Origin of the sequence: Pseudobacillus badius (assembly GCF_002189605.1) — a bacterium.
GTDB classification, from domain to species: domain Bacteria; phylum Bacillota; class Bacilli; order Bacillales; family Domibacillaceae; genus Pseudobacillus; species Pseudobacillus badius.
The window spans coordinates 119,869-144,354 of record NZ_MWMM01000003.1 but is presented as its reverse complement, the minus strand read 5'-3'; the positions used below and the strand labels follow the sequence as shown (position 1 = coordinate 144,354).

Annotated in this window: 24 protein-coding genes; 22 read left to right on the top strand and 2 right to left on the bottom strand. The window is 46.3% G+C overall.

The features are described from left to right. Positions 1-122 precede the first annotated feature (122 nt). Positions 123-953, bottom strand: a complete 831-nt coding sequence (locus tag B1A98_RS06970; protein WP_063384740.1) for an undecaprenyl-diphosphate phosphatase — start codon at positions 951-953, stop codon at positions 123-125. 136 nt (positions 954-1,089) lie between these two features. On the opposite strand from B1A98_RS06970, the gene B1A98_RS06965 reads away from it, so the two are divergent. The 11 genes from B1A98_RS06965 to B1A98_RS06915 all read left to right on the top strand — a co-directional run bounded on the left by B1A98_RS06965 (position 1,090) and on the right by B1A98_RS06915 (position 12,406). Beyond that, entirely contained in the window at positions 1,090-1,734 is a 645-nt protein-coding gene (locus tag B1A98_RS06965; RefSeq protein WP_041094888.1) for a YfbR-like 5'-deoxynucleotidase, read from the top strand. A gap of 84 nt (positions 1,735-1,818) precedes the next feature. Then, a complete protein-coding gene (locus tag B1A98_RS06960; RefSeq protein ID WP_063384741.1) occupies positions 1,819-2,055 on the top strand; it encodes a CsbA family protein in 237 nt (78 codons plus the stop codon). A gap of 237 nt (positions 2,056-2,292) precedes the next feature. Next, positions 2,293-3,705 (top strand): MBL fold metallo-hydrolase, encoded by a 1,413-nt coding sequence (locus B1A98_RS06955; RefSeq protein WP_063384742.1) that lies wholly within the window; start codon positions 2,293-2,295, stop codon positions 3,703-3,705. 15 nt (positions 3,706-3,720) lie between these two features. Beyond that, positions 3,721-3,951, top strand: a complete 231-nt coding sequence (locus B1A98_RS06950; protein WP_063384743.1) for a glutaredoxin family protein — start codon at positions 3,721-3,723, stop codon at positions 3,949-3,951. Positions 3,952-4,071: 120 nt separating this feature from the next. Beyond that, complete coding sequence (locus B1A98_RS06945) at positions 4,072-4,332, top strand: metal-sensitive transcriptional regulator (RefSeq protein WP_063384744.1); 261 nt, start codon at positions 4,072-4,074, stop codon at positions 4,330-4,332. 45 nt (positions 4,333-4,377) lie between these two features. After that, positions 4,378-4,737 (top strand): rhodanese-like domain-containing protein, encoded by a 360-nt coding sequence (locus B1A98_RS06940; protein WP_063384745.1) that lies wholly within the window; start codon positions 4,378-4,380, stop codon positions 4,735-4,737. Between the two features lie 25 nt (positions 4,738-4,762). After that, the gene (locus tag B1A98_RS06935; protein WP_063384746.1) at positions 4,763-5,548 is read left to right on the top strand and encodes a sulfite exporter TauE/SafE family protein; all 786 of its coding nucleotides are present in this window, start codon (positions 4,763-4,765) and stop codon (positions 5,546-5,548) included. 386 nt (positions 5,549-5,934) lie between these two features. Continuing rightward, positions 5,935-7,917 (top strand): excinuclease ABC subunit UvrB, encoded by a 1,983-nt coding sequence (gene uvrB, locus B1A98_RS06930; protein ID WP_420916242.1) that lies wholly within the window; start codon positions 5,935-5,937, stop codon positions 7,915-7,917. Between the two features lie 7 nt (positions 7,918-7,924). Next, complete coding sequence (gene uvrA, locus B1A98_RS06925) at positions 7,925-10,777, top strand: excinuclease ABC subunit UvrA (RefSeq protein ID WP_063384747.1); 2,853 nt, start codon at positions 7,925-7,927, stop codon at positions 10,775-10,777. 103 nt (positions 10,778-10,880) lie between these two features. After that, the gene (locus B1A98_RS06920; protein WP_063384748.1) at positions 10,881-12,050 is read left to right on the top strand and encodes a DUF4097 family beta strand repeat-containing protein; all 1,170 of its coding nucleotides are present in this window, start codon (positions 10,881-10,883) and stop codon (positions 12,048-12,050) included. A 5-nt stretch (positions 12,051-12,055) separates the two neighbouring features. Then, positions 12,056-12,406: a phage holin family protein gene (locus tag B1A98_RS06915; RefSeq protein ID WP_063384749.1), complete on the top strand. Its 351-nt coding sequence runs from the start codon at positions 12,056-12,058 to the stop codon at positions 12,404-12,406. A gap of 43 nt (positions 12,407-12,449) precedes the next feature. On the opposite strand, the gene B1A98_RS20395 is transcribed toward B1A98_RS06915, so the two are convergent. Continuing rightward, positions 12,450-12,599: a hypothetical protein gene (locus B1A98_RS20395; protein WP_158286022.1), complete on the bottom strand. Its 150-nt coding sequence runs from the start codon at positions 12,597-12,599 to the stop codon at positions 12,450-12,452. A gap of 127 nt (positions 12,600-12,726) precedes the next feature. Here B1A98_RS20395 and hprK point away from each other — a divergent pair, with 127 nt between their 5' ends. From hprK to hisG, 11 genes are all read left to right on the top strand, one after another. After that, positions 12,727-13,662, top strand: a complete 936-nt coding sequence (gene hprK / locus B1A98_RS06910) for an HPr(Ser) kinase/phosphatase (RefSeq protein WP_041094869.1) — start codon at positions 12,727-12,729, stop codon at positions 13,660-13,662. A gap of 31 nt (positions 13,663-13,693) precedes the next feature. After that, entirely contained in the window at positions 13,694-14,509 is an 816-nt protein-coding gene (lgt, locus tag B1A98_RS06905; RefSeq protein ID WP_063384750.1) for a prolipoprotein diacylglyceryl transferase, read from the top strand. 14 nt (positions 14,510-14,523) lie between these two features. Beyond that, complete coding sequence (locus B1A98_RS06900; protein ID WP_063384751.1) at positions 14,524-15,474, top strand: nucleoside recognition domain-containing protein; 951 nt, start codon at positions 14,524-14,526, stop codon at positions 15,472-15,474. Continuing rightward, a complete protein-coding gene (ppaX, locus tag B1A98_RS06895) occupies positions 15,471-16,127 on the top strand; it encodes a pyrophosphatase PpaX (RefSeq protein WP_063384752.1) in 657 nt (218 codons plus the stop codon). Before B1A98_RS06900 ends, ppaX begins: the two co-directional genes overlap by 4 nt. Next, entirely contained in the window at positions 16,124-16,636 is a 513-nt protein-coding gene (locus B1A98_RS06890) for an acyltransferase (RefSeq protein ID WP_063384753.1), read from the top strand. Before ppaX ends, B1A98_RS06890 begins: the two co-directional genes overlap by 4 nt. A 254-nt stretch (positions 16,637-16,890) precedes the next feature. Next, the gene (locus tag B1A98_RS06885; protein WP_063384754.1) at positions 16,891-18,327 is read left to right on the top strand and encodes a carbon starvation CstA family protein; all 1,437 of its coding nucleotides are present in this window, start codon (positions 16,891-16,893) and stop codon (positions 18,325-18,327) included. 114 nt (positions 18,328-18,441) lie between these two features. Next, entirely contained in the window at positions 18,442-20,058 is a 1,617-nt protein-coding gene (dcuS, locus tag B1A98_RS06880) for a DcuS/MalK family sensor histidine kinase (RefSeq protein ID WP_063384755.1), read from the top strand. Further along, positions 20,036-20,743 carry a response regulator gene (locus B1A98_RS06875; RefSeq protein ID WP_063384756.1) on the top strand — a complete coding sequence of 236 codons (708 nt, stop codon included), beginning with the start codon at positions 20,036-20,038 and terminating at the stop codon, positions 20,741-20,743. Before dcuS ends, B1A98_RS06875 begins: the two co-directional genes overlap by 23 nt. Positions 20,744-20,861: 118 nt before the next feature. Continuing rightward, positions 20,862-22,499 carry an SLC13 family permease gene (locus B1A98_RS06870; RefSeq protein WP_063384757.1) on the top strand — a complete coding sequence of 546 codons (1,638 nt, stop codon included), beginning with the start codon at positions 20,862-20,864 and terminating at the stop codon, positions 22,497-22,499. A gap of 161 nt (positions 22,500-22,660) precedes the next feature. Then, the gene (locus tag B1A98_RS06865; protein ID WP_041094851.1) at positions 22,661-23,845 is read left to right on the top strand and encodes an ATP phosphoribosyltransferase regulatory subunit; all 1,185 of its coding nucleotides are present in this window, start codon (positions 22,661-22,663) and stop codon (positions 23,843-23,845) included. Between the two features lie 5 nt (positions 23,846-23,850). Beyond that, complete coding sequence (gene hisG, locus B1A98_RS06860) at positions 23,851-24,480, top strand: ATP phosphoribosyltransferase (protein ID WP_041094849.1); 630 nt, start codon at positions 23,851-23,853, stop codon at positions 24,478-24,480. Positions 24,481-24,486: the final 6 nt, after the last annotated feature.

The following is a 24,486-nucleotide window of genomic DNA, read 5'->3' as shown; positions in this document are numbered from 1 at the left end:
AAAGACTAACAGCTGAGCCTGCTGGAGAAAGAAAGTGTTTAGAAAAAGAACAAGCCGGCAATTCCTATAGATAGGAATTGCCGGCTCAAAAGCTCCGCGCAATCTTTGCATACTAAGTATTTTTACAAAAATACGAAATAAATAACCGCTGCAAGCACAATTCGATAAATCGCGAATGGCGTCAATTTAATTTTGTTGATAAGCGCCAGGAAGAAACGGATCGACAGCAGGGCAAACAGAAAGGCGCTAATGAAACCGACGATGAAAAACGGAAGTACATCGATGGAGAAATACTCCCAGTTCTTGATAAGAGAAATCGCACTTGCTCCTGCCATGATAGGCATGGCCATAATAAAGGTAAAGTCAGCTGCCGCCCGATGGCTCATGCCAAGCAAAACGCCTCCGGAAATAGTGGACCCCGAGCGGGAAAAGCCCGGCCACAGCGCGATACATTGGAACAAACCGACGAGAAAAGCTTGCTTGTACGTAATTTCGTCAACCGTTTTTGTTTTTACACTCTTAGGCGCCAGCCAGTCGGCTGCCAGCATAAGCAGGGCGCCGGCAACGAGGCCAATTAACACCGTGTACACATTAAAGAGGTGTTCATCAATATAGTCCTCAAAAGCAAACCCGAGTACAATGGCAGGAATCAGCCCGATGAATATATGAACCAATGTCAGTCTAGGCCCGATCTGACTCATCGTTCCCTGGTTCTTTTGCAATCCCAGCAGGTTAAGAATGCGGTCTTTAAAGACCACAACAACGGCTAAGATAGAGCCGAGCTGGATGACAACCTTAAAGGTATTGGCCACTGGAGCGGAAAACAATTCCTTCGATTTTAACAAAATATCATCTACAATAATCATATGACCTGTCGAAGAAACAGGAGCAAATTCTGTTGCTCCTTCTACGAGCCCAAGAATAAAAGCTACAAATAATTCCCATAAATTCATGTTGTCACCTCAAAAAATAAAATAAATAGCCACTTAACGATTGTAGGGCTACAATGAAAATATGTCTAGAAAATCGAATAAATGCCTTTCATTTTTTCTCCTATCAATTATAGCTTCGGAAAGGAAGGATCAGTCAATGGGAATACATAATTATTTTAAGAGTTTATCGGACTTGGAGCAGCTGTTCCGGCTGCCTGGAAAATTTAAATATCAATCGCATAATGTGGCCGCCCATTCATTTAAAGTCACGAAGATTGCCCAATTCTTAGGGACCATTGAAGAAATGGAAGGACAAACTGTCAATTGGCAGGCATTGTATGAAAAAGCGTTGAATCATGACTATGCCGAGCTGTTTACGGGTGACATTAAAACCCCTGTCAAGTACGCCACAAAGGAGCTAAAAGATCTGTTCTCTCAAGTCGAGGAGCAGATGGCGAAGAAATTTGTGGAGCAGGAATTTCCGCCGGAACTGCAAAGTATTTACATGGAACGGTTTAAAGAAGGGAAAGATGATACGCTTGAGGGGCGTATTCTCTCCGTCGCTGATAAGATTGACTTGCTGTATGAGTCTTTCGGAGAAATTTTAAAACGCAATCCCGAGCCGCTTTTTCTGGAAATATACAAAGAAGCCTTGTCCACGATTATGGAGTTTTCCGATTTGAACTGCGTAAAATATTTTATTAAAAATATTTTGCCTGATATGCTGTCTGAAGAGTTTATTCCGTATAACGAGCTGAATTACATGACAGAAATGATTGTAAAAAAATATGAGAAAAAGTAAGTTCTTTTTCTAAAAAAGGCTTCCGAAGTGGAAAAAATTTCAGTATGATGGAGTCAGAAAAAGCTGCTTGCTGGGAGTGAAAACATGGTAGGGAAAATAATATTGGCAATGTTTCTGCCCGGCTTTCTCGTTGTTTTTTTCACGAGGGTGACATTTAATCATTTTTTAGGCCTGGGTTTAACTGTCGCGTTAATTGCGGCCTCTGCTTATAAGGGGTATACGCACACATGGCCGCTTATTATTATAGATGCTGCTTCATTGACATTGGGCTTCTGGCTTGCCAGTCTCATGGTGAAAAAGAAAAAACAACCGAAATCGTAAGCGGGCAGGCAATGACTGACTTCTGTTTAATGCTCTCTTGAATATAAATTCCGGCGCCGACGCTTCAAGGCAGCCGGAATTTTTTTTGAGCCGGCAAAATCAGTCAAGACGAGTGATCACGGGGAACAATCGAATGAGAAAATAATAAATGAAAAATAGCACTTGCTTTTTTATACCCCATAGGGTAATATGAAGTTAAATCAAATATACCCGTTGGGGTAATAGGAGGGTGTAAACATGTTTTTTCGTTCTTACTTTGATGAAAAGTTAGCTCAATACTCTTATATGGTCGCTTGTCAAAAAACCGGAGAAGCCATCGTTATTGATCCGGCCCGTGATATTACGCCTTATGTAGAAACAGCCCAAAAGGAAGGCTTTCAATTAACAGCCGCAACAGAAACGCATATTCACGCTGATTTCGTTTCAGGAGCCCGTCAATTGGCGCATGATTACGGAGTCACATTATATTTATCAGATGAAGGCGATGAAAACTGGAAGTATCAGTACCTTGATAACCTTTCCGCTCAACTGGTGAAAGACGGCGATGTTTTCATGGTTGGCAATGTGGAATTTAAAGTAATGCATACACCAGGACATACCCCGGAAAGTATTTCATTTGTGCTGACAGACAGAGGCGGCGGTTCAACGGAGCCAATGGGAATCTTTACTGGCGACTTTGTTTTTGTCGGTGATGTCGGCCGTCCGGACTTGCTGGAAAAAGCGGCCGGCGTAAAAGGCACGGCTGCTTCCGGAGCGGCGCAAATGTATGATTCGCTTCAGAAATTTAGACAGCTGCCGGATTATTTAGTTGTCTGGCCGGGACATGGCGCAGGAAGTGCTTGCGGCAAATCACTTGGCGCTGTTCCACTCTCCACTGTCGGCTATGAAAAAGCTAATAACTGGGCTTTGCAGGAAATGGATAAGGAACAATTTGAAAAAGAACTTCTGAAAGATCAGCCGGAGCCTCCAAAATATTTTGCTGTCATGAAAAAAGTCAATAAGGCCGGCCCGGCTGTGCTGACGAATGAAACGATTCCTTATGTAGAAACCTACAAAGAATTAGAGGCATATATCAGCCGAGAAGATACAATTATAGTGGATACTAGAAATGGAAATGAGTTTGCGCAAGGACATATTGAAGGCACAATCAACTTGCCGTATACCAAAATCTTTACAAACTGGGCGGGCTGGATTCTCGACTATGAAAAGCAGCTGGTGCTTATTGCAGAAGAACAACAGACCGTTCACATTCAGCATTCGCTTGAGTCAATCGGACTGGATCGCATCGCCGCATTTGCCAGCCCGAATGTTGTCAGTGAAGCACCGGAACTTGAGAAGTATGCCAATATTAATGTGAATGAGTTAAAAGCCCAATACGAAAAGGAAGATGTCTATGTAGTGGACATCCGCCAGCAGGGAGAATGGGAAGCAGGACATATCCCAACAGCCCGCCATCATATGCTTGGCTATTTAGAGGAAGAAGCGGATCAATTACCGAAGGACAAAAAGCTTATTATTCATTGTCAATCCGGAGCCCGTTCTGCGATTGGAGCAAGCTTGCTTCAAGCCAAAGGTTTTAAAAACATCGAAAACCTGGCCAGCGGCTTTGCCGGCTGGAAGAACGAAAACGGACCAGTCAAACAATCATAACAAGGAGGAAACAGGATGAATAAAGTAACCGTCTATTCAACAAATATGTGCCCATATTGCACAATGATGAAAAATTTTCTGAAGGAACAAGGTATTCCGTTTACAGAAGTAAACGTGCAGCAAGACCGGCAAGCGGCCCAGCGTCTAGTGGAAACAACCGGACAAATGGGTGTGCCGCAGACAGAAATTAACGGCCAATGGATTCTTGGATACGATCCGGATGCGGTCATGGCGCTGCTTAAATAAAGAGTAAACAGGGTGCCCTATAAGCGATCTTTTCGGGCGCCCTTCTTTTGTCCCGGAAATGGCTTGAAGGATGGCAAGGGATGGCCGCAGGCAGAAAACAGGCTATGGAGGTGATTCTTCGTGGAATATGGAAAAGACTTAAAAAACCGTTTAAAACGCATTGAAGGACAGGTTCGCGGCATTATGAAGATGATGGAAGAAGGAGAAGACTGTACGGCTGTTGTCACGCAGCTGAGCGCCATTCAGGGAGCTGTCGGACGTGCGGCCGGCCTGATTGTCAGCAGAAATTTAGAGCAATGTATCCGGACGAATATTCAGGAAGGGGAACCGACAGATGACCTGGTGAAAGAAGCGGTCAACCTCCTTGTAAAGAGCCGGTAATTTTTTGAGCAAAATTATACCCCATGGCGTAATAGGAGGGAAAACATGACGATTGCTTTTTATCTTATCTTGACAGCAGTTGCGGTGGCGGCATTAAAAAATATGATGCCGGCAGCGGGCGTGCGCCAGGCTACAGCGGCAGAATTGAAAAAGGACACGGGGAAGAAGGAAAAACAATGGATTGATGTCCGCACACCGGGAGAATTTAATGCAGGTCATATTGCCGGCTTTAAAAACATTCCGCTTCATCAGCTGTCTGCCCGTTTGAAGGAACTTGATCCCCAGCAAGAGGTTGTGGTGATGTGCCAGAGCGGCATGCGCAGCCAAAAGGCTGCCCGGCTATTAAAGAAGAAAGGCTTTAAGCATATTGCCAACGTAGCCGGCGGCATCGGCGCGTGGAGATAAAAAATAGGAAAGGGGAGAAGAACGAATGGATTGGTCTATTGGCTGGATTGCTGTTATTTTTTTCATTGGATTTATTGGCTCTTTTCTATCCGGAATGGTTGGCATCGGCGGCTCTATTATTAAATACCCGATGCTCTTGTATATTCCGCCCATGCTGGGCTTTGCGGCCTTCAGCGCCCACGAGGTTGCCGGCGTCAGCGCGGTCCAAGTCTTTTTTGCGACAATTGCCGGGGTATGGGCATACCGGAAAAGCGAGTATTTAAATAAGACGTTGATTATTTACATGGGGGCTGCCATTCTTGTCGGAAGTTTTATTGGAGGATTTGGCTCGCAGAAGATGGATGAATCCACTGTTAATGTGATTTATGGAGTGCTTGCTGCACTTGCTGCGGTCATGATGTTTATTCCTAAGAGAAACTTGGACGATCGGCCAATGGAGGAAGTGAAATTTAGTAAATGGCTTGCTGCCTTCTTTGCTTTCGTTGTTGGCATCGGTGCCGGGATTGTCGGAGCTGCCGGAGCATTTTTGCTTGTGCCGATTATGCTCGTTATCTTAAAAATTCCAACGAGAATGACGATTGCCAGCTCGCTCGCTATTACCTTTATTTCCTCGATCGGTTCGACAGCCGGCAAACTCATGACTGGACAAGTGCTGTTTATGCCGGCTGTTATTATGGTAGTGGCCAGCCTTCTTGCTTCGCCGCTTGGCGCCAAAGCAGGACAAAAAATGAATACGAAAATATTGCAGTGGCTGCTTGCTGTCTTAATTGCGGCTACAGCCATTAAAATTTGGGTGGATATTTTAGTATAAAGCAAGCCCTCTCTAATGAATGGAAAGAGTTAGGCTGCCGGCAAATTCGATAAAAATCGAGTTTGCCGGCAGCTTTTTTATTTTGCTGGCGGGCTCAGCTGGTTTCCCTTCCGGTCGCTTCAATCAACAGCCGTGCAATTATTCTCCTAGAGCCGATGAGACCAGCCTTGCTCGTTCTATCAGTTTCTCTGCTATGAACTTAAGGAAGGTGGCCAGCAGGACTTAGAGAGAAACAGGAACATATGTGCGTTTATTAATAGCCAGCCAGGTTTCATTTATGCTAAAATGGGGATTATGATTACTAACAATAGAAAACGGCACAAGCTTTAATAGAAAGCATGTTGATAGAACAGAATAAGCACATTTGCCAGGAGGCAGGGGGTTGAATGGTGAAGAACCAATTTGAAATCGTGTCTAAATACAGCCCGCAAGGCGACCAGCCAAAAGCGATTGCTGAGCTTGTTTCGGGCATAAAGGAAGGAAAGAAGCATCAGACGCTGCTCGGAGCGACAGGGACCGGGAAAACTTTCACGATCTCTAACGTGATTAAAGAAGTAAACAAGCCGACGCTTGTCATTGCCCATAATAAGACGCTTGCGGGCCAGCTGTACAGTGAATTTAAAGAGTTTTTTCCGAATAACGCTGTTGAATATTTTGTCAGCTACTACGATTATTATCAGCCGGAGGCTTATGTGCCGCAGACGGATACATTTATTGAAAAAGACGCAAGCATCAACGATGAGATTGACAAGCTGCGCCACTCGGCTACTTCTTCTTTGTTTGAGCGCAACGATGTCATCATTATTGCCAGTGTATCGTGTATTTACGGTTTGGGCTCGCCGGAGGAATATCGTGACCTCGTGATTTCTTTGCGCGCCGGGATGGAGATTGAACGGAATCAATTGCTGCGCAAGCTCGTGGACGTCCAATACGAGCGCAATGATATTGACTTTAAGCGGGGGACTTTTCGCGTGCGCGGAGATGTAGTGGAAATCTTTCCTGCCTCCCGTGACGAGCATTGCATTCGAGTGGAGTTTTTCGGAGATGAGATTGACCGGATCCGCGAAGTCGATGCGCTGACTGGCGAAATTATTGGCGACCGTGAACATGTCGCTATTTTTCCAGCTTCCCACTTCGTTACAAGAGAAGAAAAAATGAGAATCGCGATTGGCAACATTGAGCAAGAATTGGAAGAGCAGCTCGCTGTTTTGCGTGCGGAAAATAAATTGCTTGAGGCCCAGCGGCTTGAGCAGCGGACGCGTTATGATTTAGAGATGATGAGGGAAATGGGATTTTGCTCAGGCATTGAGAATTATTCCCGCCATTTAACCTTGCGCCCGCCTGGCTCCACACCGTATACACTGCTTGATTACTTTCCAGAAGATTTTCTTATTGTAGTGGATGAATCACATGTGACGCTTCCGCAAATCCGGGGAATGTTTAACGGTGACCAGGCGCGCAAGCAAGTGCTTGTCGATCATGGCTTCCGCCTTCCATCGGCCAAGGATAACCGGCCGCTGAAGTTTGAAGAATTTGAAGAGCATGTGCGTCAAATTGTCTATGTATCCGCCACGCCAGGGCCATATGAGATCGAGCATACTCCGCAAATGACCGAACAAATCATCCGGCCGACCGGCCTGCTTGATCCAACGGTCGACGTTCGCCCGATTGAAGGCCAGATTGATGACCTGATAAGTGAAATTAATGAGCGGACGGCTCGGAATGAACGCGTGCTTGTAACAACGCTAACGAAGAAAATGTCTGAAGACTTAACGGATTATTTAAAGGAGATCGGTGTCAAAGTCCAATATCTTCATTCGGAAATAAAGACGCTGGAACGAATAGAAATTATCCGGGATCTGCGTCTTGGAAAATTCGATGTGCTGGTAGGCATCAACTTGTTGAGAGAGGGGCTCGATATTCCTGAAGTCTCACTTGTGACCATATTGGATGCTGATAAGGAAGGGTTTCTCCGCTCGGAACGCTCGCTGATCCAGACGATGGGACGGGCTGCCCGCAATGCCGGCGGCCATGTGATTATGTATGCCGACAAAATCACTGATTCTATGGCCAAGGCGATAGAAGAAACGAAGCGGCGCCGTGAGATTCAACAGGCGTACAATGAAAAACACGGCGTTACGCCAAAAACCATTCAGAAAGATATTCGTGATGTGATCCGGGCCACGCATGCAGCGGAAGAAGCAGAAAGCTATGAAACGGCCGCTTCCAAGAAGAAACTAGCTCCGCAAGAACGGAATCGCCTGATTGCCAGCTTAGAAAATGAAATGAAGGCAGCAGCCAAAGCGCTCGACTTTGAATTGGCCGCCCAGCTGCGTGATGCATTGTTAGAGTTGAAATCGGAAGGATGACTTGGATATGGGAATAGATAAAATTACAGTAAAAGGAGCCAGGGCACATAATTTAAAAAACATTGATATTACGATCCCCCGTGATAAGCTCGTTGTACTGACAGGCTTATCGGGCTCGGGAAAATCATCGCTGGCGTTCGATACAATTTATGCGGAAGGACAGCGCCGGTATGTAGAATCTTTATCCGCTTATGCCCGCCAGTTTCTTGGCCAAATGGATAAGCCGGATGTTGATGCGATTGAAGGGCTGTCTCCGGCCATTTCTATTGATCAGAAGACAACGAGCCGGAACCCGCGCTCAACGGTCGGAACAGTGACTGAAATTTATGATTATGTGCGTTTGTTGTTTGCCCGTGTCGGCCGGCCGACTTGCCCCGTTCACGGCATTGAAATTACATCGCAGACGATCGAGCAAATGGTTGACCGCATCATGCAATATGAAGACCGGACGAAGCTGCAAGTGCTTGCGCCGATTGTTTCCGGCCGGAAAGGCACGCATGTCAAAGTGTTTGAAGATATCAAGCGCCAAGGCTATGTCCGCGTGCGTGTCAACGGGGAAATGCGGGAAGTTGAGGAAGAGATTGAGCTTGAGAAAAATAAAAAGCATTCCATTGAAGTCGTGATTGACCGTGTTGTAGTAAAAGACGGCGTTGAAGCCCGGCTCGCTGATTCCCTGGAAACGGCATTGAAGCTCGGGGAGGGCAATGTCATTATTGATGTTATCGGCCGCGAGGAATTGCTGTTTTCCGAGCATCATGCCTGCCCGCATTGCGGTTTTTCCATAGGGGAACTTGAGCCGCGCATGTTTTCCTTCAATAGTCCGTATGGAGCCTGTCCAACATGTGACGGTCTCGGATCGAAGCTGAAAGTAGATGTGGACTTAGTTATTCCTAACCCGGATTTAAGCTTGAAGGAGCATGCGATCGCCCCATGGGAGCCGACAAGCTCACAATATTATCCGCAGCTGCTGGAAGCGGTTTGCCATCATTACGGCATTCCGATGGATGTGCCTGTCAAGGAGCTGGACAAAGCGCAGCTTGATAAAATTTTAAACGGATCAGGACGGGAACGGATTCATTTCCGCTATGAAAACGACTTTGGCCAAATCCGGGAAAATGACATTATTTTCGAAGGTGTGCTCAACAATATTGAGCGCCGGTATAAAGAAACAAGCTCAGATTATATCCGGGAGCAAATGGAAAAGTATATGGGACAGCAAAAATGTCCGACCTGTAAAGGATACCGCCTCAAAAAAGAAAGCCTGGCCGTGAAAATCAATGGCCTGCATATTAGCGAGGTCACCGATTTTTCGATCGAAGAAGCAGAGCAATTTTTCGAGCGCCTGTCATTAACAGAAAAAGAAATGCAGATCGCCCAGTTAATTTTACGTGAGATTCGGGAGCGTCTTGGCTTTTTAGTCGATGTAGGACTTGATTATTTAACGCTTAGCCGTTCAGCTGGTACGCTGTCGGGAGGAGAAGCCCAGCGTATCCGCCTGGCTACCCAAATCGGCTCACGATTGACCGGTGTTCTCTATATTCTCGATGAGCCGTCTATCGGGCTTCATCAGCGTGATAACGACCGTTTAATCAGCACTATGCAAAATATGCGCGATATCGGCAATACACTGATCGTGGTCGAGCACGATGAAGATACGATGATGGCCGCTGATTATTTAATTGATGTGGGACCTGGCGCCGGCGTGCATGGCGGTGAAATTGTGGCAGCCGGTACGCCGGAAGAGGTCATGAACGATCCGGCTTCGCTGACCGGCCAGTATTTGTCAGGGAAAAAGTTTATCCCGCTGCCAGCCGAGCGCCGCGCACCGGATGGCCGCTGGGTGGAAGTAACAGGCGCAAAAGAGAACAACCTGAAAAATGTAAAAGCTAAATTTCCGCTTGGTACATTTATTGCTGTCACCGGGGTGTCCGGTTCGGGGAAAAGTACGTTAATCAACGACATTCTTTATAAAACTCTTGCGCAAAAGCTGCAGCGTTCCAAGCAAAAGCCGGGCAAGCACGGCACGGTCAAAGGGATCGAGCATCTTGATAAAGTGATTGACATTGATCAGTCGCCGATCGGGCGTACGCCGCGTTCTAATCCGGCTACCTACACCGGTGTTTTTGATGATATCCGTGAAGTATTTGCCTCGACCAATGAAGCGAAAGTCCGCGGCTACAAAAAAGGGCGATTCAGCTTTAATGTGAAGGGCGGCCGCTGTGAAGCATGCCGCGGAGACGGGATTATCAAAATCGAAATGCACTTTTTGCCGGACGTGTATGTGCCATGTGAAGTATGCCATGGCAAGCGCTACAACCGCGAGACGCTGGAAGTGAAATATAAAGGCAAAAATATTGCAGATGTTCTTGCTATGACAGTAGAGGATGCCCTGGACTTTTTTGAAAACATTCCTAAAATTAAACGTAAGCTCCAGACGATCGCAGATGTCGGCCTTGGTTATATCAAGCTGGGCCAGCCGGCGACGACACTGTCTGGAGGAGAAGCCCAGCGCGTGAAGCTTGCTTCGGAACTGCACCGCCGCTCGACCGGCCGTTCGTTTTACATCTTGGACGAGCCCACGACCGGCCTGCATGTGGATGATATCGCCCGCCTGCTCACTGTGCTGCAGCGGCTGGTGGAAAACGGCGACACTGTTCTTGTGATTGAGCACAACCTCGATGTGATCAAGACGGCAGACTACATCGTCGACCTTGGCCCTGAAGGCGGCGATAAAGGCGGAACCATTGTAGCGGCCGGCACGCCTGAAGAAGTGGCGGCAGCGGAAGGGTCTTACACCGGTCATTATTTAAATAGAGTATTGGTCCGCGAGCGCGAGAGAGTGGAACACATAGAAAGCTAAGGTGCCGCGATTGGCAGCTACTTGCAAAAATAGTGAAACTTTTTCTTTTGATCTTCGTAAGAATGAACAGAAAGCCAATTCTTAAATGAATGGAGTGCCTGAAATGAACGAAGAGAAAAAACGAATTTTAGAAATGGTGGAATCAGGTTTAATTTCAGCAAGTGAAGGCTTAACTTTGCTGGAGGCGCTGGATAAAGAACCTTCGAAGCAAGCATACAAAGAGCGCCGGGACAGCTTTTTCGATGAGCTGATCGGCCTTGGCCAAAAGCTGAGCGGCACCGCAGAAAAGAAAAGCGAGCCATCCGGCGCTTCCGCTAACCAGCCAAAGGATAAGCTCTTTCAGTTTGTCCAGTCGGCTGTCCAGAAGCTCAAGGATTTTGAGCTTCCGCTCGGAAAAACAGCTGAGTTCTCGCATACGTTTCAGGAGACAGACTTTACTCCGAAGCGCATTAAGGCAGAAGTGGCGAGCGGCAGCTTTACGATTAAGCCTTGGACAGAAAGCGGCGTAAAGGCAGAGTGCCACGTTAAAATCTACGGGGCTGACAACGAAGATGAAGCGAGAGAATCGTTTATCAAGAACAGTGTTTTTTATGCGCGTGAAGACAAGCTCTCCTTCTCGGTCGGCTTAAAGCTAATGAAAGTGGACACAGTTTTGTATGTGCCGGAAGCTGCTGTCCACGATCTTTCTGTCAAGCTGTTTAACGGCTCCTTCGCCATGCGCGACATGGAAGTGCAGGAGCTGGAAGTAAAAACAGCCAACGGCAAAATCGAAGTGAAAAAATCGAAGGTGGGCGACTTTGAAGGAGAAACGGGCAATGGCCAAATCTTCTTCGTTGATTGTGAAGGCAAAAAAGTGGAAGCCAGCTCGTTTAACGGAGCTGTTCATGTTATCGGCTCGGTTGGCTACACGGATATTAAATCCTTTAACGGCAACGTTCTTTGTGATTTGAAGTCCGATGCCGCCCACACGGTTAAAGCCCAAGCGGTAACCGGAAACATTGAAGTGTATGTGCCGGATCATATGGCGATGAAGGGGATGCTGCGCACCAATCTTGGCTCTCTGTTGCTTCCTGAATCTGGAATGAAAAAAATAATGGAAAAAGAGGAAATGGTTCAGAAGCTTGTCCGTTTTGAGAGCGAAAAAGAAGCGACTGGCCAAGTAGTCATCGATGCAGAAACAAAAACGGGAACAGTTTCCGTAAAAACAACGTTATTTCATGAAGCAGCGAATGATGGAGAGAATGAACCGCCCTCTATTCCCGAAGGTAAGTGATAAAGATGAATTGGATCATAGGTATTTTAGTTAATGCAGTCTTGTTTATTGCCATTTCCGGCTATTTTACAGGCCTGTACGTAGACAGCTTTTTATCGGCGGTTATTGCTAGTGTTGTTTTGTCCATCTTAAATATGATTGTCAGACCGCTGCTTGTTCTTTTTACTTTGCCGATTACTTTTTTGACACTTGGTCTTTTCCTGTTTGTCATTAACGCTGTTACATTGCTTTTGACAGACAGCATCATGGGCTCCGCATTTGACATTTCCGGCTTTGGCATGGCGCTTCTTATCGCCGTCATTATGGCAATTGTCAACCTGGCTCTGCAGATGACCATCTTAAAAAAAAATGACTGATTGCTCCTGTTGAGCGAAAAGCAAAAGCCAGCCTTCTCCGCCATTATCTGTCAAGCAGCAGCGACAGAAAAGCGGAGAAGGCTGGTTTTATTTTATGAGGAAACACAGTTTTTTGCCGCCTCGGCATTTTCGCTATCGGCTGTTGCATGCAAAAAGCTGGTTCAATAAAGCTAGCAGCCATTAGCCTTTTCATCCGTATCCCTCCCTGTTTCTTTTTACTTTCATCACATGGAAATGAAAATTTATCATTCTTCATTTTAATTGAACCTAGTAAAAGTGTTACAATGGTATCAGAATGCCATCATGAGGAGGAAAAAACAGTGGCTAAAGTGCGTACATCTGATTTGCTGGAAAATCTCGATTTGGAACTCATCAGCGGTGAAGACGGCATTCATCGTCCGATTATAACAAGTGACCTTTCCCGGCCAGGCCTTGAGCTTGCTGGCTTTTTTGATTATTACCCGAAAGAAAGGATACAGCTGCTCGGAATGACGGAGCTGACTTTCTTTCAGAAGCTTCATTCAAATGAGAAGCTGCCGCGAATGGAAAGACTATGTGATGACAGAACACCTGCTATTATTATTTCACGCGAATTGGAAGTACCGGAGGAATTAATTGAAGCATCAGAACGGCATGCAGTGCCCGTGATGAGATCAAAGCTGACAACAACGAGGCTTTCAAGTAAGTTGACGAATTATTTGGAAAAGATGCTGGCTCCAACAACCGCCGTTCACGGTGTGCTTGTTGATATTTACGGTGTAGGCGTACTGATTACCGGCCAAAGCGGCGTAGGTAAAAGCGAAGCGGCTCTTGATCTCGTAAAACGAGGGCATCGCCTTGTAGCTGATGATTGTGTGGAGATTCGCCAGGAAGACAATGATACACTTGTCGGCAGTGCACCGGAGCTGATTGAGCATCTGCTGGAAATTCGCGGGCTGGGCATCATTAATATTATGACGCTATTTGGCGCTGGCGCCATCAGAGGCAACAAACGAATCACTCTCAATGTTCACCTTGAGCTTTGGAATTCGAAAAAACAATATGACCGGCTAGGAATTGAAGAAGATAAGCTGAAGATTATTGATACAGAAATTACGAAAATCACCCTTCCTGTGCGTCCAGGAAGAAACATTGCCGTCATTATTGAAGTAGCGGCGATGAACTTCCGCTTGAAACGGCTCGGAATTAACACAGCGAAAGACTTCACAGATAAGTTAGCGAATGTCATCAGCGAGCGCGATACAGATTTTATGTAATAACAGCTGATGGGCAGAAAGGGGAAAAAGAATGGAAGGTTACCCGCTTAATCCGATTGCTATTGCGATTGGGCCATTTGAGGTTCACTGGTATGGCTTAATCATTGGCTTCGGCATTGCACTTGGCTTTTATTTAGCTGCCAAAGAAGGCGACCGTCTCGGCTTGCCTAAAGATACATTTGCCGACTTGCTCATTTGGGCGATTCCGATCGCCATTATTTCGGCGCGCATTTATTATGTTTTATTCCAATGGGAATATTACTCTCAGCATCCTGGAGACATTATTAAAATTTGGAATGGCGGAATTGCCATTCACGGCGCATTGATCGGCGCGGTTGCGACAGCTGTTGTTTTCTCAAAAGCCAAAAATATTTCCTTTTGGAAATTGGCTGACATAGCCGCTCCAAGCATCATTTTGGGGCAGGCCATTGGCCGATGGGGAAACTTTATGAACCAGGAGGCGCATGGCGGGGAAGTGACCCGCTCCTTCCTGGAGAATTTGCATTTGCCGGAGTTTATCATTAATCAAATGTATATTGACGGACAGTATTATCATCCAACGTTTTTATATGAATCCATTTGGAATTTTGCTGGTTTTCTCTTGCTGTTAGGCTTGCGCAAAGTGAACTTAAAACGGGGAGAACTGTTTTTAATTTATGTGATGTGGTACTCCATCGGGCGCTTCTTTATTGAAGGGCTGCGGACAGACAGCTTAATGCTGACAGATTCGCTGCGGATCGCCCAAGTGATTTCGCTCGTTCTTTTGGCAGCGGCTGCTATTCTCCTGTTCATCCGCCGCAGCCGGAAAAGCAGCCAGCTGCCTTATAACAGCTTAGCGAATGAATAAATGGGGAGGGTAACATGGGGAAAACACTAAAAAACGGTTTTATTTCAGGGGTAAAAACAACTTGGCTGCTTGGAAAAATCATTTTTCCTGTCACCCTCATCGTGACGCTGCTGCAATATACGCCGATATTGCCTTGGCTGATGAAGGCGATCAGTCCGGTTATGGGATTGTTTGGTTTATCAGGGGATGCCTCCATTCCGCTGGTGCTTGGCAACTTTTTAAATTTATACGCGGCAATCGGCGCCATTTTGTCGTTAGATTTAACCGTGAAAGAAGTATTTATATTAGCTGTTATGCTGTCATTTTCGCATAATTTGTTTATCGAATCTGGTGTTGCTGCCCGTGTTGGCGTGAAGCTGTCTGTTGTCCTGGCAGTCAGATTAGGGCTTGCTGCTGTATCAGCGATTGTGATCAATCTTATTTGGCATGGCGGAGGCGGCACCGCGCAGTACGGGATGGCACCGCCGCTGCAAGCCGATCCGGATGGCTGGGGACAAATTTTGATGATTGGTCTTGAAAAAGCGGGTTATGGCATTTTCCAGCTGGCGGTCATTGTCATGCCATTAATGTTGATGATTCAAGTCTTAAAAGACTTAAAATGGCTGGATATCTTTTCCCGCTGGATGGCTCCGGTTACTCGCTTGCTGGGAATGAAAGAAAACACATCGATGACATTGGCATCCGGCTTGCTTTTCGGCCTCGCGCTCGGTTCAGCAGTTATGATTCAAGCGGTAAAAGAGGATGGCGTCAGCAGCCGGGATGTGACACTGGCGATGGTTTTTCTGGTAGCGTGCCATGCCGTCGTGGAGGATACCGTTATTTTTATTCCGCTCGGTATTACCGGATGGCCTCTGCTTGCTCTGTTTTTAATCCGGCTGATGACAGCCATTGTACTGACGCTCGCGGTGTCAGCACTTTGGAAGCCGGCTGAACTGGTCCAAAGAAAGGAAGCAAAACTCTCATGACAAAAATAACAACCTTGCTGTTTGATTTAGATGGAACGTTAATTAATACAAATGAATTGATTATTTCTTCATTTTTACACACGTTAAATCACTATTTTCCAGATCAATATAAGCGTGAAGACGTCTACCCTTTTATGGGACCGACTCTCGCAGAAACATTTTCGGGGATCGATCCGGAGCGCGCAGAAGAAATGATTGCTCACTATCGCAAATTCAACCTTGAGAACCATGACCTGCTCGTTACGGAGTTTGAGGGCGTATATGAGACGATCCGCACATTAAAAGAAAATCAATTTAAGCTTGCTATTGTATCAACAAAGCTTAGAGATACGGTCATAAAAGGGCTTAAATTGACTCACCTGTATCCTTTTTTTGATACGATCGTCGCTTTGGATGATGTGACTGAGCCCAAGCCGCATCCTGAACCGCTGCTGAAGGCCTTGCGAGAGGTTGGCTCTAAGCCGGAGGAAGCGATGATGATCGGTGATAACTTTCATGATATTGAAGGCGGAAAAAATGCCGGCACTCTAACAGCCGGGGTAGCCTGGTCTGTTAAAGGAAAAGACTTTTTGCAGTCCTTCCAGCCGGATTATATGCTCGATACGATGCCTGAACTTCTTGATATTTTAAAGATTGGAGTTCCGGAGAAGTGAGAAGGACGAAGCGGTATAAAACGGAGGGAGCCAACTCGCTCTGGAATATTTATCAAACCGTTTCTTTTTGGAAAACATTTAAAAACACAGTGATCATTGAGATTGGCCGGTTTACGCCTTTTATGAGGCTGAAAAACAGTTTATACCGGACTTTTCTCGGCATGAAAATCGGTGATCAAACAGCGCTCGCTTATAAAGTGGTGCCGGATATTATGTTTCCGGAGCTGATTTCGATCGGCCGCAACACGATTATTGGCTATAATACAGTTATTCTCGCTCACGAATATTTGATTGAAGAATATCGCCTCGGGGAAGTGATCATCGGCAATCATGTAATGATTGGCGCCAACAGCACGGTGCTGCCGGGTGTGACGATTGGAGACGGAGCCGTTATTTCTGCTGCCACTCTTGTGCATCGCGATGTGCCTCCTGGTGCCTTTGCCGGCGGAAATCCTATGCAGATTAAAGAAAAGCCTCAGCCGGAGCTGTCGAACAAGTCTCTAAAGTAGAAGCAGGCGGAGAAAAAAGGACCGTCTCAGCAAGCCATTCTTTATGGCTTGCTGGGACGGTCCTGGCTTTTTTATGCATAAGGATAAGGGAGAGAAATTAGCTGAAAATAATAAAACATTATAGCAGGAAAAAGGTATAAACGAAAAAAATTCATTGTAAGCGCTCTTAAAATAAAAAAAGGGTTGTTAATTGATTTTTTAGAATATAGAATATTAATTAAATTATTCGGAAAATTCAAAGAGGGGGAATTAGAGTGCTTACATTTTTTGCTGCTTTGTTTTTACTGATCGTAGGCTACTTGGTTTATTCTAAATTTGTTGAGCGGGTTTTCGTCATTGATGACAGCCAGAAAACACCGGCTTATACACAAGCGGATGGCATGGATTATGTGCCGATGAGCTGGTGGAAGGGATCGCTGATTCAGCTGCTTAATATTGCTGGTCTTGGACCGATTTTTGGAGCAGTATCCGGTGCCCTCTACGGCCCAGTCGCATTTATATGGATTGTTGTCGGCTGTATTTTCGCCGGAGCAGTTCATGATTACTTTTCGGGCATGCTTTCACTTCGGCACGGAGGAGCTCAATACCCGACTCTTGTGGGGCGTTATCTGGGCAAAGGGATGAAAGCGGCGATCAATGTGGTGTCTATTATTTTAATGATTTTGGTAGCGGCTGCGTTTACAGCCGGACCTGCCCAGCTGATTGCGCAAATTACCCCTTTAAGCTTTATGGCTGCTCTTGTTGCTGTGTTTGCTTATTTTTTGCTGGCAGCGGTTTTGCCGGTAAATAAAGTGATCGGAAAAATTTATCCGGTTTTTGGCGCGATTTTAATTTTTATGGCAATCGCGATTGCGGCTGCTTTGCTGTTCGGGAGTAAGCCGATACCGAATTTAACTTTCGAAAACCTGCATCCCGGGGAGCTGCCGATCTGGCCGCTCTTAATGGTCACCATTTCCTGCGGAGCTATTTCGGGATTTCATTCCACGCAAAGTCCAATTGTTGCCCGCACAATGAAGAAAGAATCAGAAGGACGAAAGATTTTCTATGGGGCGATGATCGCTGAAGGAGTGATTGCTTTAATTTGGGCAGCAGCCGGCATGACATTCTTTGGAGGAACAGGAGGATTGCAGGCGGCACTCGCATCTGGAGGACCAGCTGGTGTAGTCAATGAAATTTCTACCTCGCTGCTTGGCACGCTCGGAGGAATCTTAGCGATACTGGGCGTTATCATTTTGCCGATTACGACCGGGGATACGGCGCTTCGCTCTTCAAGAATGATGCTGACTGAAATGGCTTCTAAGTGGGTGGATGCTGAAAAGAAAAATGTTGTGCTGATTTTTACGGTTATCGTGGCGACGCCGATGTTCTTCCTTTCAACGATTGATTACACCTTTTTATGGAGGTACGTGGGCTGGACGAATCAAGTGGTAGCGGCGGTCATGCTGTGGACAGCAGTCTCTTATTTGCTCAAAGAAGGCAAGGCGCATTGGATTGCAGGGGTTCCGGCTATGTTTATGACAGCCGTCGTATGCACATATATCTTTTATGCGCCAGAAGGGTTTGCCATGGATTATCAAGTTTCTCTCCTGATCGGTGCTGTTTTAACGGTCTTGGTTGGAGCAATCTATGTTTGGCAAATAGTTAGGCATAAGCAATTAAAGTTAAAAGAACTGTCTGTACACTCGGCTTAAAAAACTGCGGGCTGTCCATTTTTAGTGGCGCCCGCAGTTTTTTTGTGATTAAGGCTTGTTCAAGCGTATAGGTTCTGCCAATCTATGTATATAGCTATTTTTGGGAGGCCGATCATGGGCGGAAGAACAAAACATAAACTGACACTGCGTGCACTTATTGTGCTGCTCGTTGTTCTGGTAGTAATATCATCGCTCGGTGTGACAAACATGCTGATTGCCAGTGAAGTAACCAAATCGACAAGAGAAACGCTGGAGGAAAAAGCTGCAATGACATCCCGGCTTGTTGCTGAATCAGAGGTGGTCCGCAACAGCTTATCAGGAGAAAGGCCGGAAACAGACATTCAGCCGTTTGCAGAGAAAGTGCGCCGGCAGTCAAAGACGGATTATATTACCGTCTTTGATATGAACGGGATCCGTAAATCCCATCCTGCTCCTGCGTTGATCGGCAAGCCATTTCAAGGCGGGGATGAAGGCGGGGTGCTAGCGGGAAAAGAGTATATGTCTACTGCAGAAGGCTCTCTAGGGCGATCGATTCGTTATTTTACCCCTATCTATAATGAAGCAGGCCGTCAAGTAGGGGCGGTAGCGGCAGGGATCACGCTGGAGAAAGTAGAAACCGCGGTCACAGAAAGCCGGCATACCATTTATGCCGGGCTTGCTGCCGGGCTGTTCATTGGCTTATCGGGCGCCTTCTATCTAGGCCGCAGAGTGCGCGAAGTGATGTTCGGTTTAGAGCCCCATGAAATTGCCCGCTTGCTTGAAGAACGAAATGTCATGATCGAATCTGCTCATGAAGGAACGATTGCGATAGATAGAAAAGGCCGGGTGACATTAATGAATAAAGCTGCTCGCCGGCTGCTTGAGCAAACAAGGGCATTCGGATCATTGCCGGACAAGGAGGCAGATTCCATTATTTCTTCCTTTGGGCTGATGGCCGTACTAGAAACAGGTGAGGCGATTATGGATAAAGAGGTGGATATCAACGGCTCTGTTTTTTATATGAATGCTTTCCCCCTGCTCGTAGAAGGGAAGAGGATTGGCGCCATTGCCAGGTTCAGGGATCAAACGGAGTTGAAGAAGCTGGCCGAGCGTTTGAGCGGAACGGAAATGTATGCCGAGGCCCTTAGAGCGCAAACGCACGAATTCATGAATCGGCTGCACGTCATTTTAGGCATGGCACAAATGAAAAACTATGCTGCTTTGCCCGCTTATATTGAGCAAATCAATATTCATTATCAAGATAGTGTCGGTTACTTGGCGCGCCGCATTAAAGATCCGGTGATTGCTGGCTTTTTACTGGCCAAAATGAGCTATTCTATTGAAAAAGGAAAAGAGCTGCGCTTATCAGAGGATTCTTATTTGCCTGCTGTAGATAGCCGGCTGACGCATGAATTGATTACGATTTTAGGAAACTTAATTGATAACGCACTGGAGGCTACCCCTGTTAGCGGCCGGCCGGTTACTGTATTAATTGAATCAGAAGGAAATCATTTAATCATTGAAGTAAAAGACCACGGAAAAGGAATGCCCGATCCGGACCGCATCTTTGAAAAAGGGGTTTCCGATAAAGGGAGCCACCGCGGCTTTGGGATGCATCTCGTTCGTAAAAGTGTGGAACGGCTGAACGGAGAGATTCAAGTATCCTCACAAGAAGGAAAAGGGACGATCATAGAGGTGATAATTCCTCTGGGGAAAAGGAGAGAACCAAATGATTACGGTATTAATTGTTGAAGACGATCCGATGGTAGCGGAACTGAACAAGCAATATGTAGAGGCATTGCCGGGTTTTCAGATAATCTCTGCTGCGGCTTTGCCGGAGGAAGCGCTGCAAAAAGTGCAACAATTAAAACCGGACCTGCTGCTGCTCGATATTTATATGCCTGGAATGACTGGTCTGGAATTGCTTAAGCAATTGCGCACAGCCGGTTCAGAAACAGATGTCATTGTTATTAGTGCAGCGAATGATACGGCAAGCATTCAACAGGCGCTGCAATACGGCGCGGTAGATTATTTAATTAAGCCATTTAATTGGGAACGATTTCAACAAGCGATGTTAGCTTATCGGGAGCGCAAACAATTTTTGCTCGCTTCCCACGCAGTAAAGCAGGGGGACATTGACCGGATGCTTCATCAGCATACAAGGGCCGTATCGCCCTCTGACTTGCCGAAAGGGCTGACTAAAGAAACATTGAAAATAATTTGGAACGCTATACAGGAAGAGGGGGAAGCTGATTTTTCAGCAGAGGATATTGCCTTTAGCTCGGGAGTTTCCCGTGTATCTGTGCGTAAATACTTATCATTTTTAGATAGCGCGCATATTTTAACTGCAAGCGTTTCCTACGGTTCCGTTGGACGCCCGCAAACCCGGTATCGGCTGAATGGAGAAAATCATGAGCAGATACATTGTTTTATTTAAAGAAAGCGTTTGCTTTTTTTACTTTCAAAACACTTTTTTTACTTACTTAACTACAATTAACCGATTCATTGAATTATCTTTATTAAAAAACAATTTAGATAATTAAGAGGGGGATTGTATGCAGCGATCAGCAGTAAGTGTTTGGAATGAATGTTGGAAGGCGCATGATAAGCTGAAGCAATTGTTGTTATTCTCAAATGGGAGATCGGCACAGCCAGCAGCTGTCAAAGCGCGGGAAGAAAAGGAGGGGAACTCGCATCCTCCCCGAAAAAACCATTATATGCGTCCTGTCCAATGGATAGGCTTTTTGCTTGGTCCAGTGCTTTTCTTTGCGATTCTATTGTTTTTCTCGCCGGCAGGCTTGAATCCAGAAGCAAAAGCGGTTCTGGCTATTACCGTATGGATAGCTGTTTGGTGGATTACGGAAGCGATTCCAATACCCGTTACTTCTTTGCTGCCTCTGATATTAATGCCGCTGACGGGCGCGCTTGATGGAGATGCGGCAGCTGCAGCGTATGGCGATCCGATTATTTTCTTATTTCTCGGCGGCTTCATGATTGCTATCGCAATGGAGAAATGGAATTTGCACCAGCGGATTGCCATGAATATTGTATCTTTCCTAGGAACAGGCTCTAAGCGTATCGTCTTGGGCTTTATGGTGGCGACCGGCTTTTTGTCTATGTGGGTGTCTAATACAGCGGCTGTCATGATGATGGTGCCGATCGGAACAGCGATTACTTATCAAGCTGCTCAAATTGTTAAACAAACCGGCGACCGGACGATTGACATTCGCGGATTTGAGAAAGCAGTTATTTTTGGCATCGGCTTTGCCGGCACGATTGGCGGTCTTGGGACGCTGATCGGCACACCGCCGAACATTATTTTGGCGGCGGCCATTAAAAATTTATATGGAGTCACCATTTCATTTGCAGATTGGCTCTTTCTTGCAGCTCCGGTTGTATTGATTCTTTTGATTTTATCCTGGCTTTATTTAGTGAATATTGCCTTCCCCATCAAATTTAAAGAGCTGCCGGGCGGTGCGGAATTAATTCGTGAAGAAAAGCAGAAGCTCGGAAAAATGAGCTCAGAAGAAAAATGGGTAATGGCCGTATTTTTATTTGCTGCCTTTATGTGGATTACACGGACATTTATTTGGCAAGAATTTATCCCTGGAATTAGTGATGCGATGATTGCCATCCTTGCGGGAGTCCTGCTTTTCATTCTTCCTTCAAGACAAAAGGGAGGAGCGCTGTTAGACTGGTCAGTAGCGCGTGACTTGCCTTGGGGCGTGCTGCTTTTATTTGGCGGGGGGCTGGCCATCGCTTCCGGATTTAGCGAGACTGGTCTTGCCAAGTGGATTGGAGAACAGCTGATGGTGCTGGAGGGTCTGTCTATGCTTCTCGTTGTTGTATTTGTGACAGCTTTCGTTTTGTTTTTAACAGAGATCACATCCAATACGGCAACGGCAACTATGATTATGCCGGTATTGGCCTCGTTGGCCCTAGCTTTGAACTTGCACCCGTTCGTCTTAATGATGCCAGCGGCCATGGCTGCAAACTGTGCATTTATGCTTCCGGTTGGAACACCGCCGAATGCAATCATTTTTGCGACGGGGAAAATCAAGATTAACGAGATGGTTCGTGCTGGTTTTTGGATTAACATTATTGCGATTGTTTTCATTACAATAGCTATGTATGTGATGATGCCAATGATTTTTAATGTAGACATTACATCCTTTCCGGAAAACTTTAAATAATAAGCAGCAATCAAAAAACGTTTCGGCAGCCGGAACGTTTTTTCTTTCTCTTGACGAAAATTGTCAGAAACGTTAAACTACTTATAATTACTTCATCATGTTAGCACATTAGCGAACTAAAGTGTGTTGCGTGAAATATACGGATAATCGGGTGATAAATAATGTCGAAGCTGTTAATGTTTGAAAAGCCTGTTGGGATGCGTGACACGCTGCCCCATATATATGAAACAAAGCGGAAATTAAAAGAAGCGGCAGCGGCAGAGATGAGGAGTTGGGGCTACCGCTTTATTGAAACACCTGCCCTTGAATATTACGAGACGGTTGGAGCTGCTTCGGCTATTTTGGATCGCCAGCTGTTTAAGCTGCTTGACCAGCAAGGGAACACTCTTGTGCTGCGGCCTGATATGACAACGCCAATTGCGCGTGTCGCTGCCTCGAAGCTGCTGAAGGAACGGGTGCCGCTTCGTCTTGCTTACTCCGCCAGCGTCTACCGGGCCCAACAGCGAGAGGGCGGCAGAGCGGCTGAGTTTGAACAAATTGGCGTAGAAATGATTGGCGACCAAACGGTTAGCGCTGACGCAGAGCTCATTGCCCTGCTTGTATCGGTATTGAAAAAAACAGGGATGGAGCGCTTTCGGCTTTCTCTCGGTCATATTCGTTTTACGGATGAGCTGTTCCGGCAAATTTTAGGTACAGAAGAGCGAGCCCAATATTTGCGCCGGTTTTTATACGAAAAAAATTATGTCGGCTATCGTGAGCATGTTAAAGGGTTGGCGCTTTCCTCCATTGACCAGCAGCGGCTTCTTCGCTTTCTCGATTTATCAGGCGAGTTGAACTGCCTGGAAGGGGCGGCTGATTTAATTGAAGGCGGTGCGGGCAGCGAGGCCATTGCTGAATTGCGCAGCTTGTACGAAAGGCTGCAGGAATATGGAGTGGCAGAATATATACAATTTGATTTGCCGCTCGTCAGCCATATGAGCTATTACACGGGATTGGTGTTCGAGGTATATGTGGACGGAGCGGGAACACCGGCCGGCAACGGAGGACGCTATGATCATCTTCTGGAGAAGTTTGGCCGTCCGGCTAGCGCAACTGGATTTGGGCTGCGTGTAGACGTATTGTTAAGCGCTCTTGAACAGCTGGAAGAGGAGGAAAAGGTGCACTGCATCTTATTCAGCAATGAGCGGCGGATCGAAGCGATTCAAGAAGCGAGAAAGCGCAGGGAAGCAGGAGAAGCGGTGCTGTTGCAGGATGTGGCTGGCTTGGAAGATGTTGACCGGTTCACAGAAACATGCAAAAGTGTTTCATTCTTCGTAGGAAAAGCAGCAAGCGGAAGGGAGTTTTGATAGCGATGTTAACAATTGCGATGCCAAAAGGACGGATTTTCGAAGAAGCCGCCGGTCTGCTTCGTAAAGCGGGCTACCAGCTGCCTCCGGACCTTGACGAATCACGCAAGCTGATTATTGAAGTGCCGGAAGAACAGCTGCGTTTCTTTCTAGCCAAGCCAATGGATGTGGCTACATATGTGGAATATGGGGTGGCGGATCTGGGGATTGCAGGAAAAGATGTCCTGCTTGAAGAAGAAAGAGATGTATATGAACTCATTGATTTAAAGATCAGCCCTTGTTACCTTGCGGTTGCCGGTTTGCCGGATACAACTGTCGATGAGGTGGCTCCCAAGGTGGCAACGAAATATCCTAATGTGGCTTCTTCCTATTTTCGGGGAAAAGGAGAACAAGTGGAGATCATTAAATTAAATGGCTCTATTGAACTGGCCCCGATGATCGGCCTTGCTGACCGGATTGTTGATATTGTTTCCACCGGCCGGACATTAAAGGAAAATGGTCTTGTTGAATATGAAACGATTGTCGATATTACTTCCCGGCTAATCGTCAATCCGGCTAGCTACCGCTTGAAGGACAAGGAAATCGGTCAGCTGGTCAGCAGGCTGGCAGAAACTATTGCAGAAAAGGCAGTGTGAAAAAAG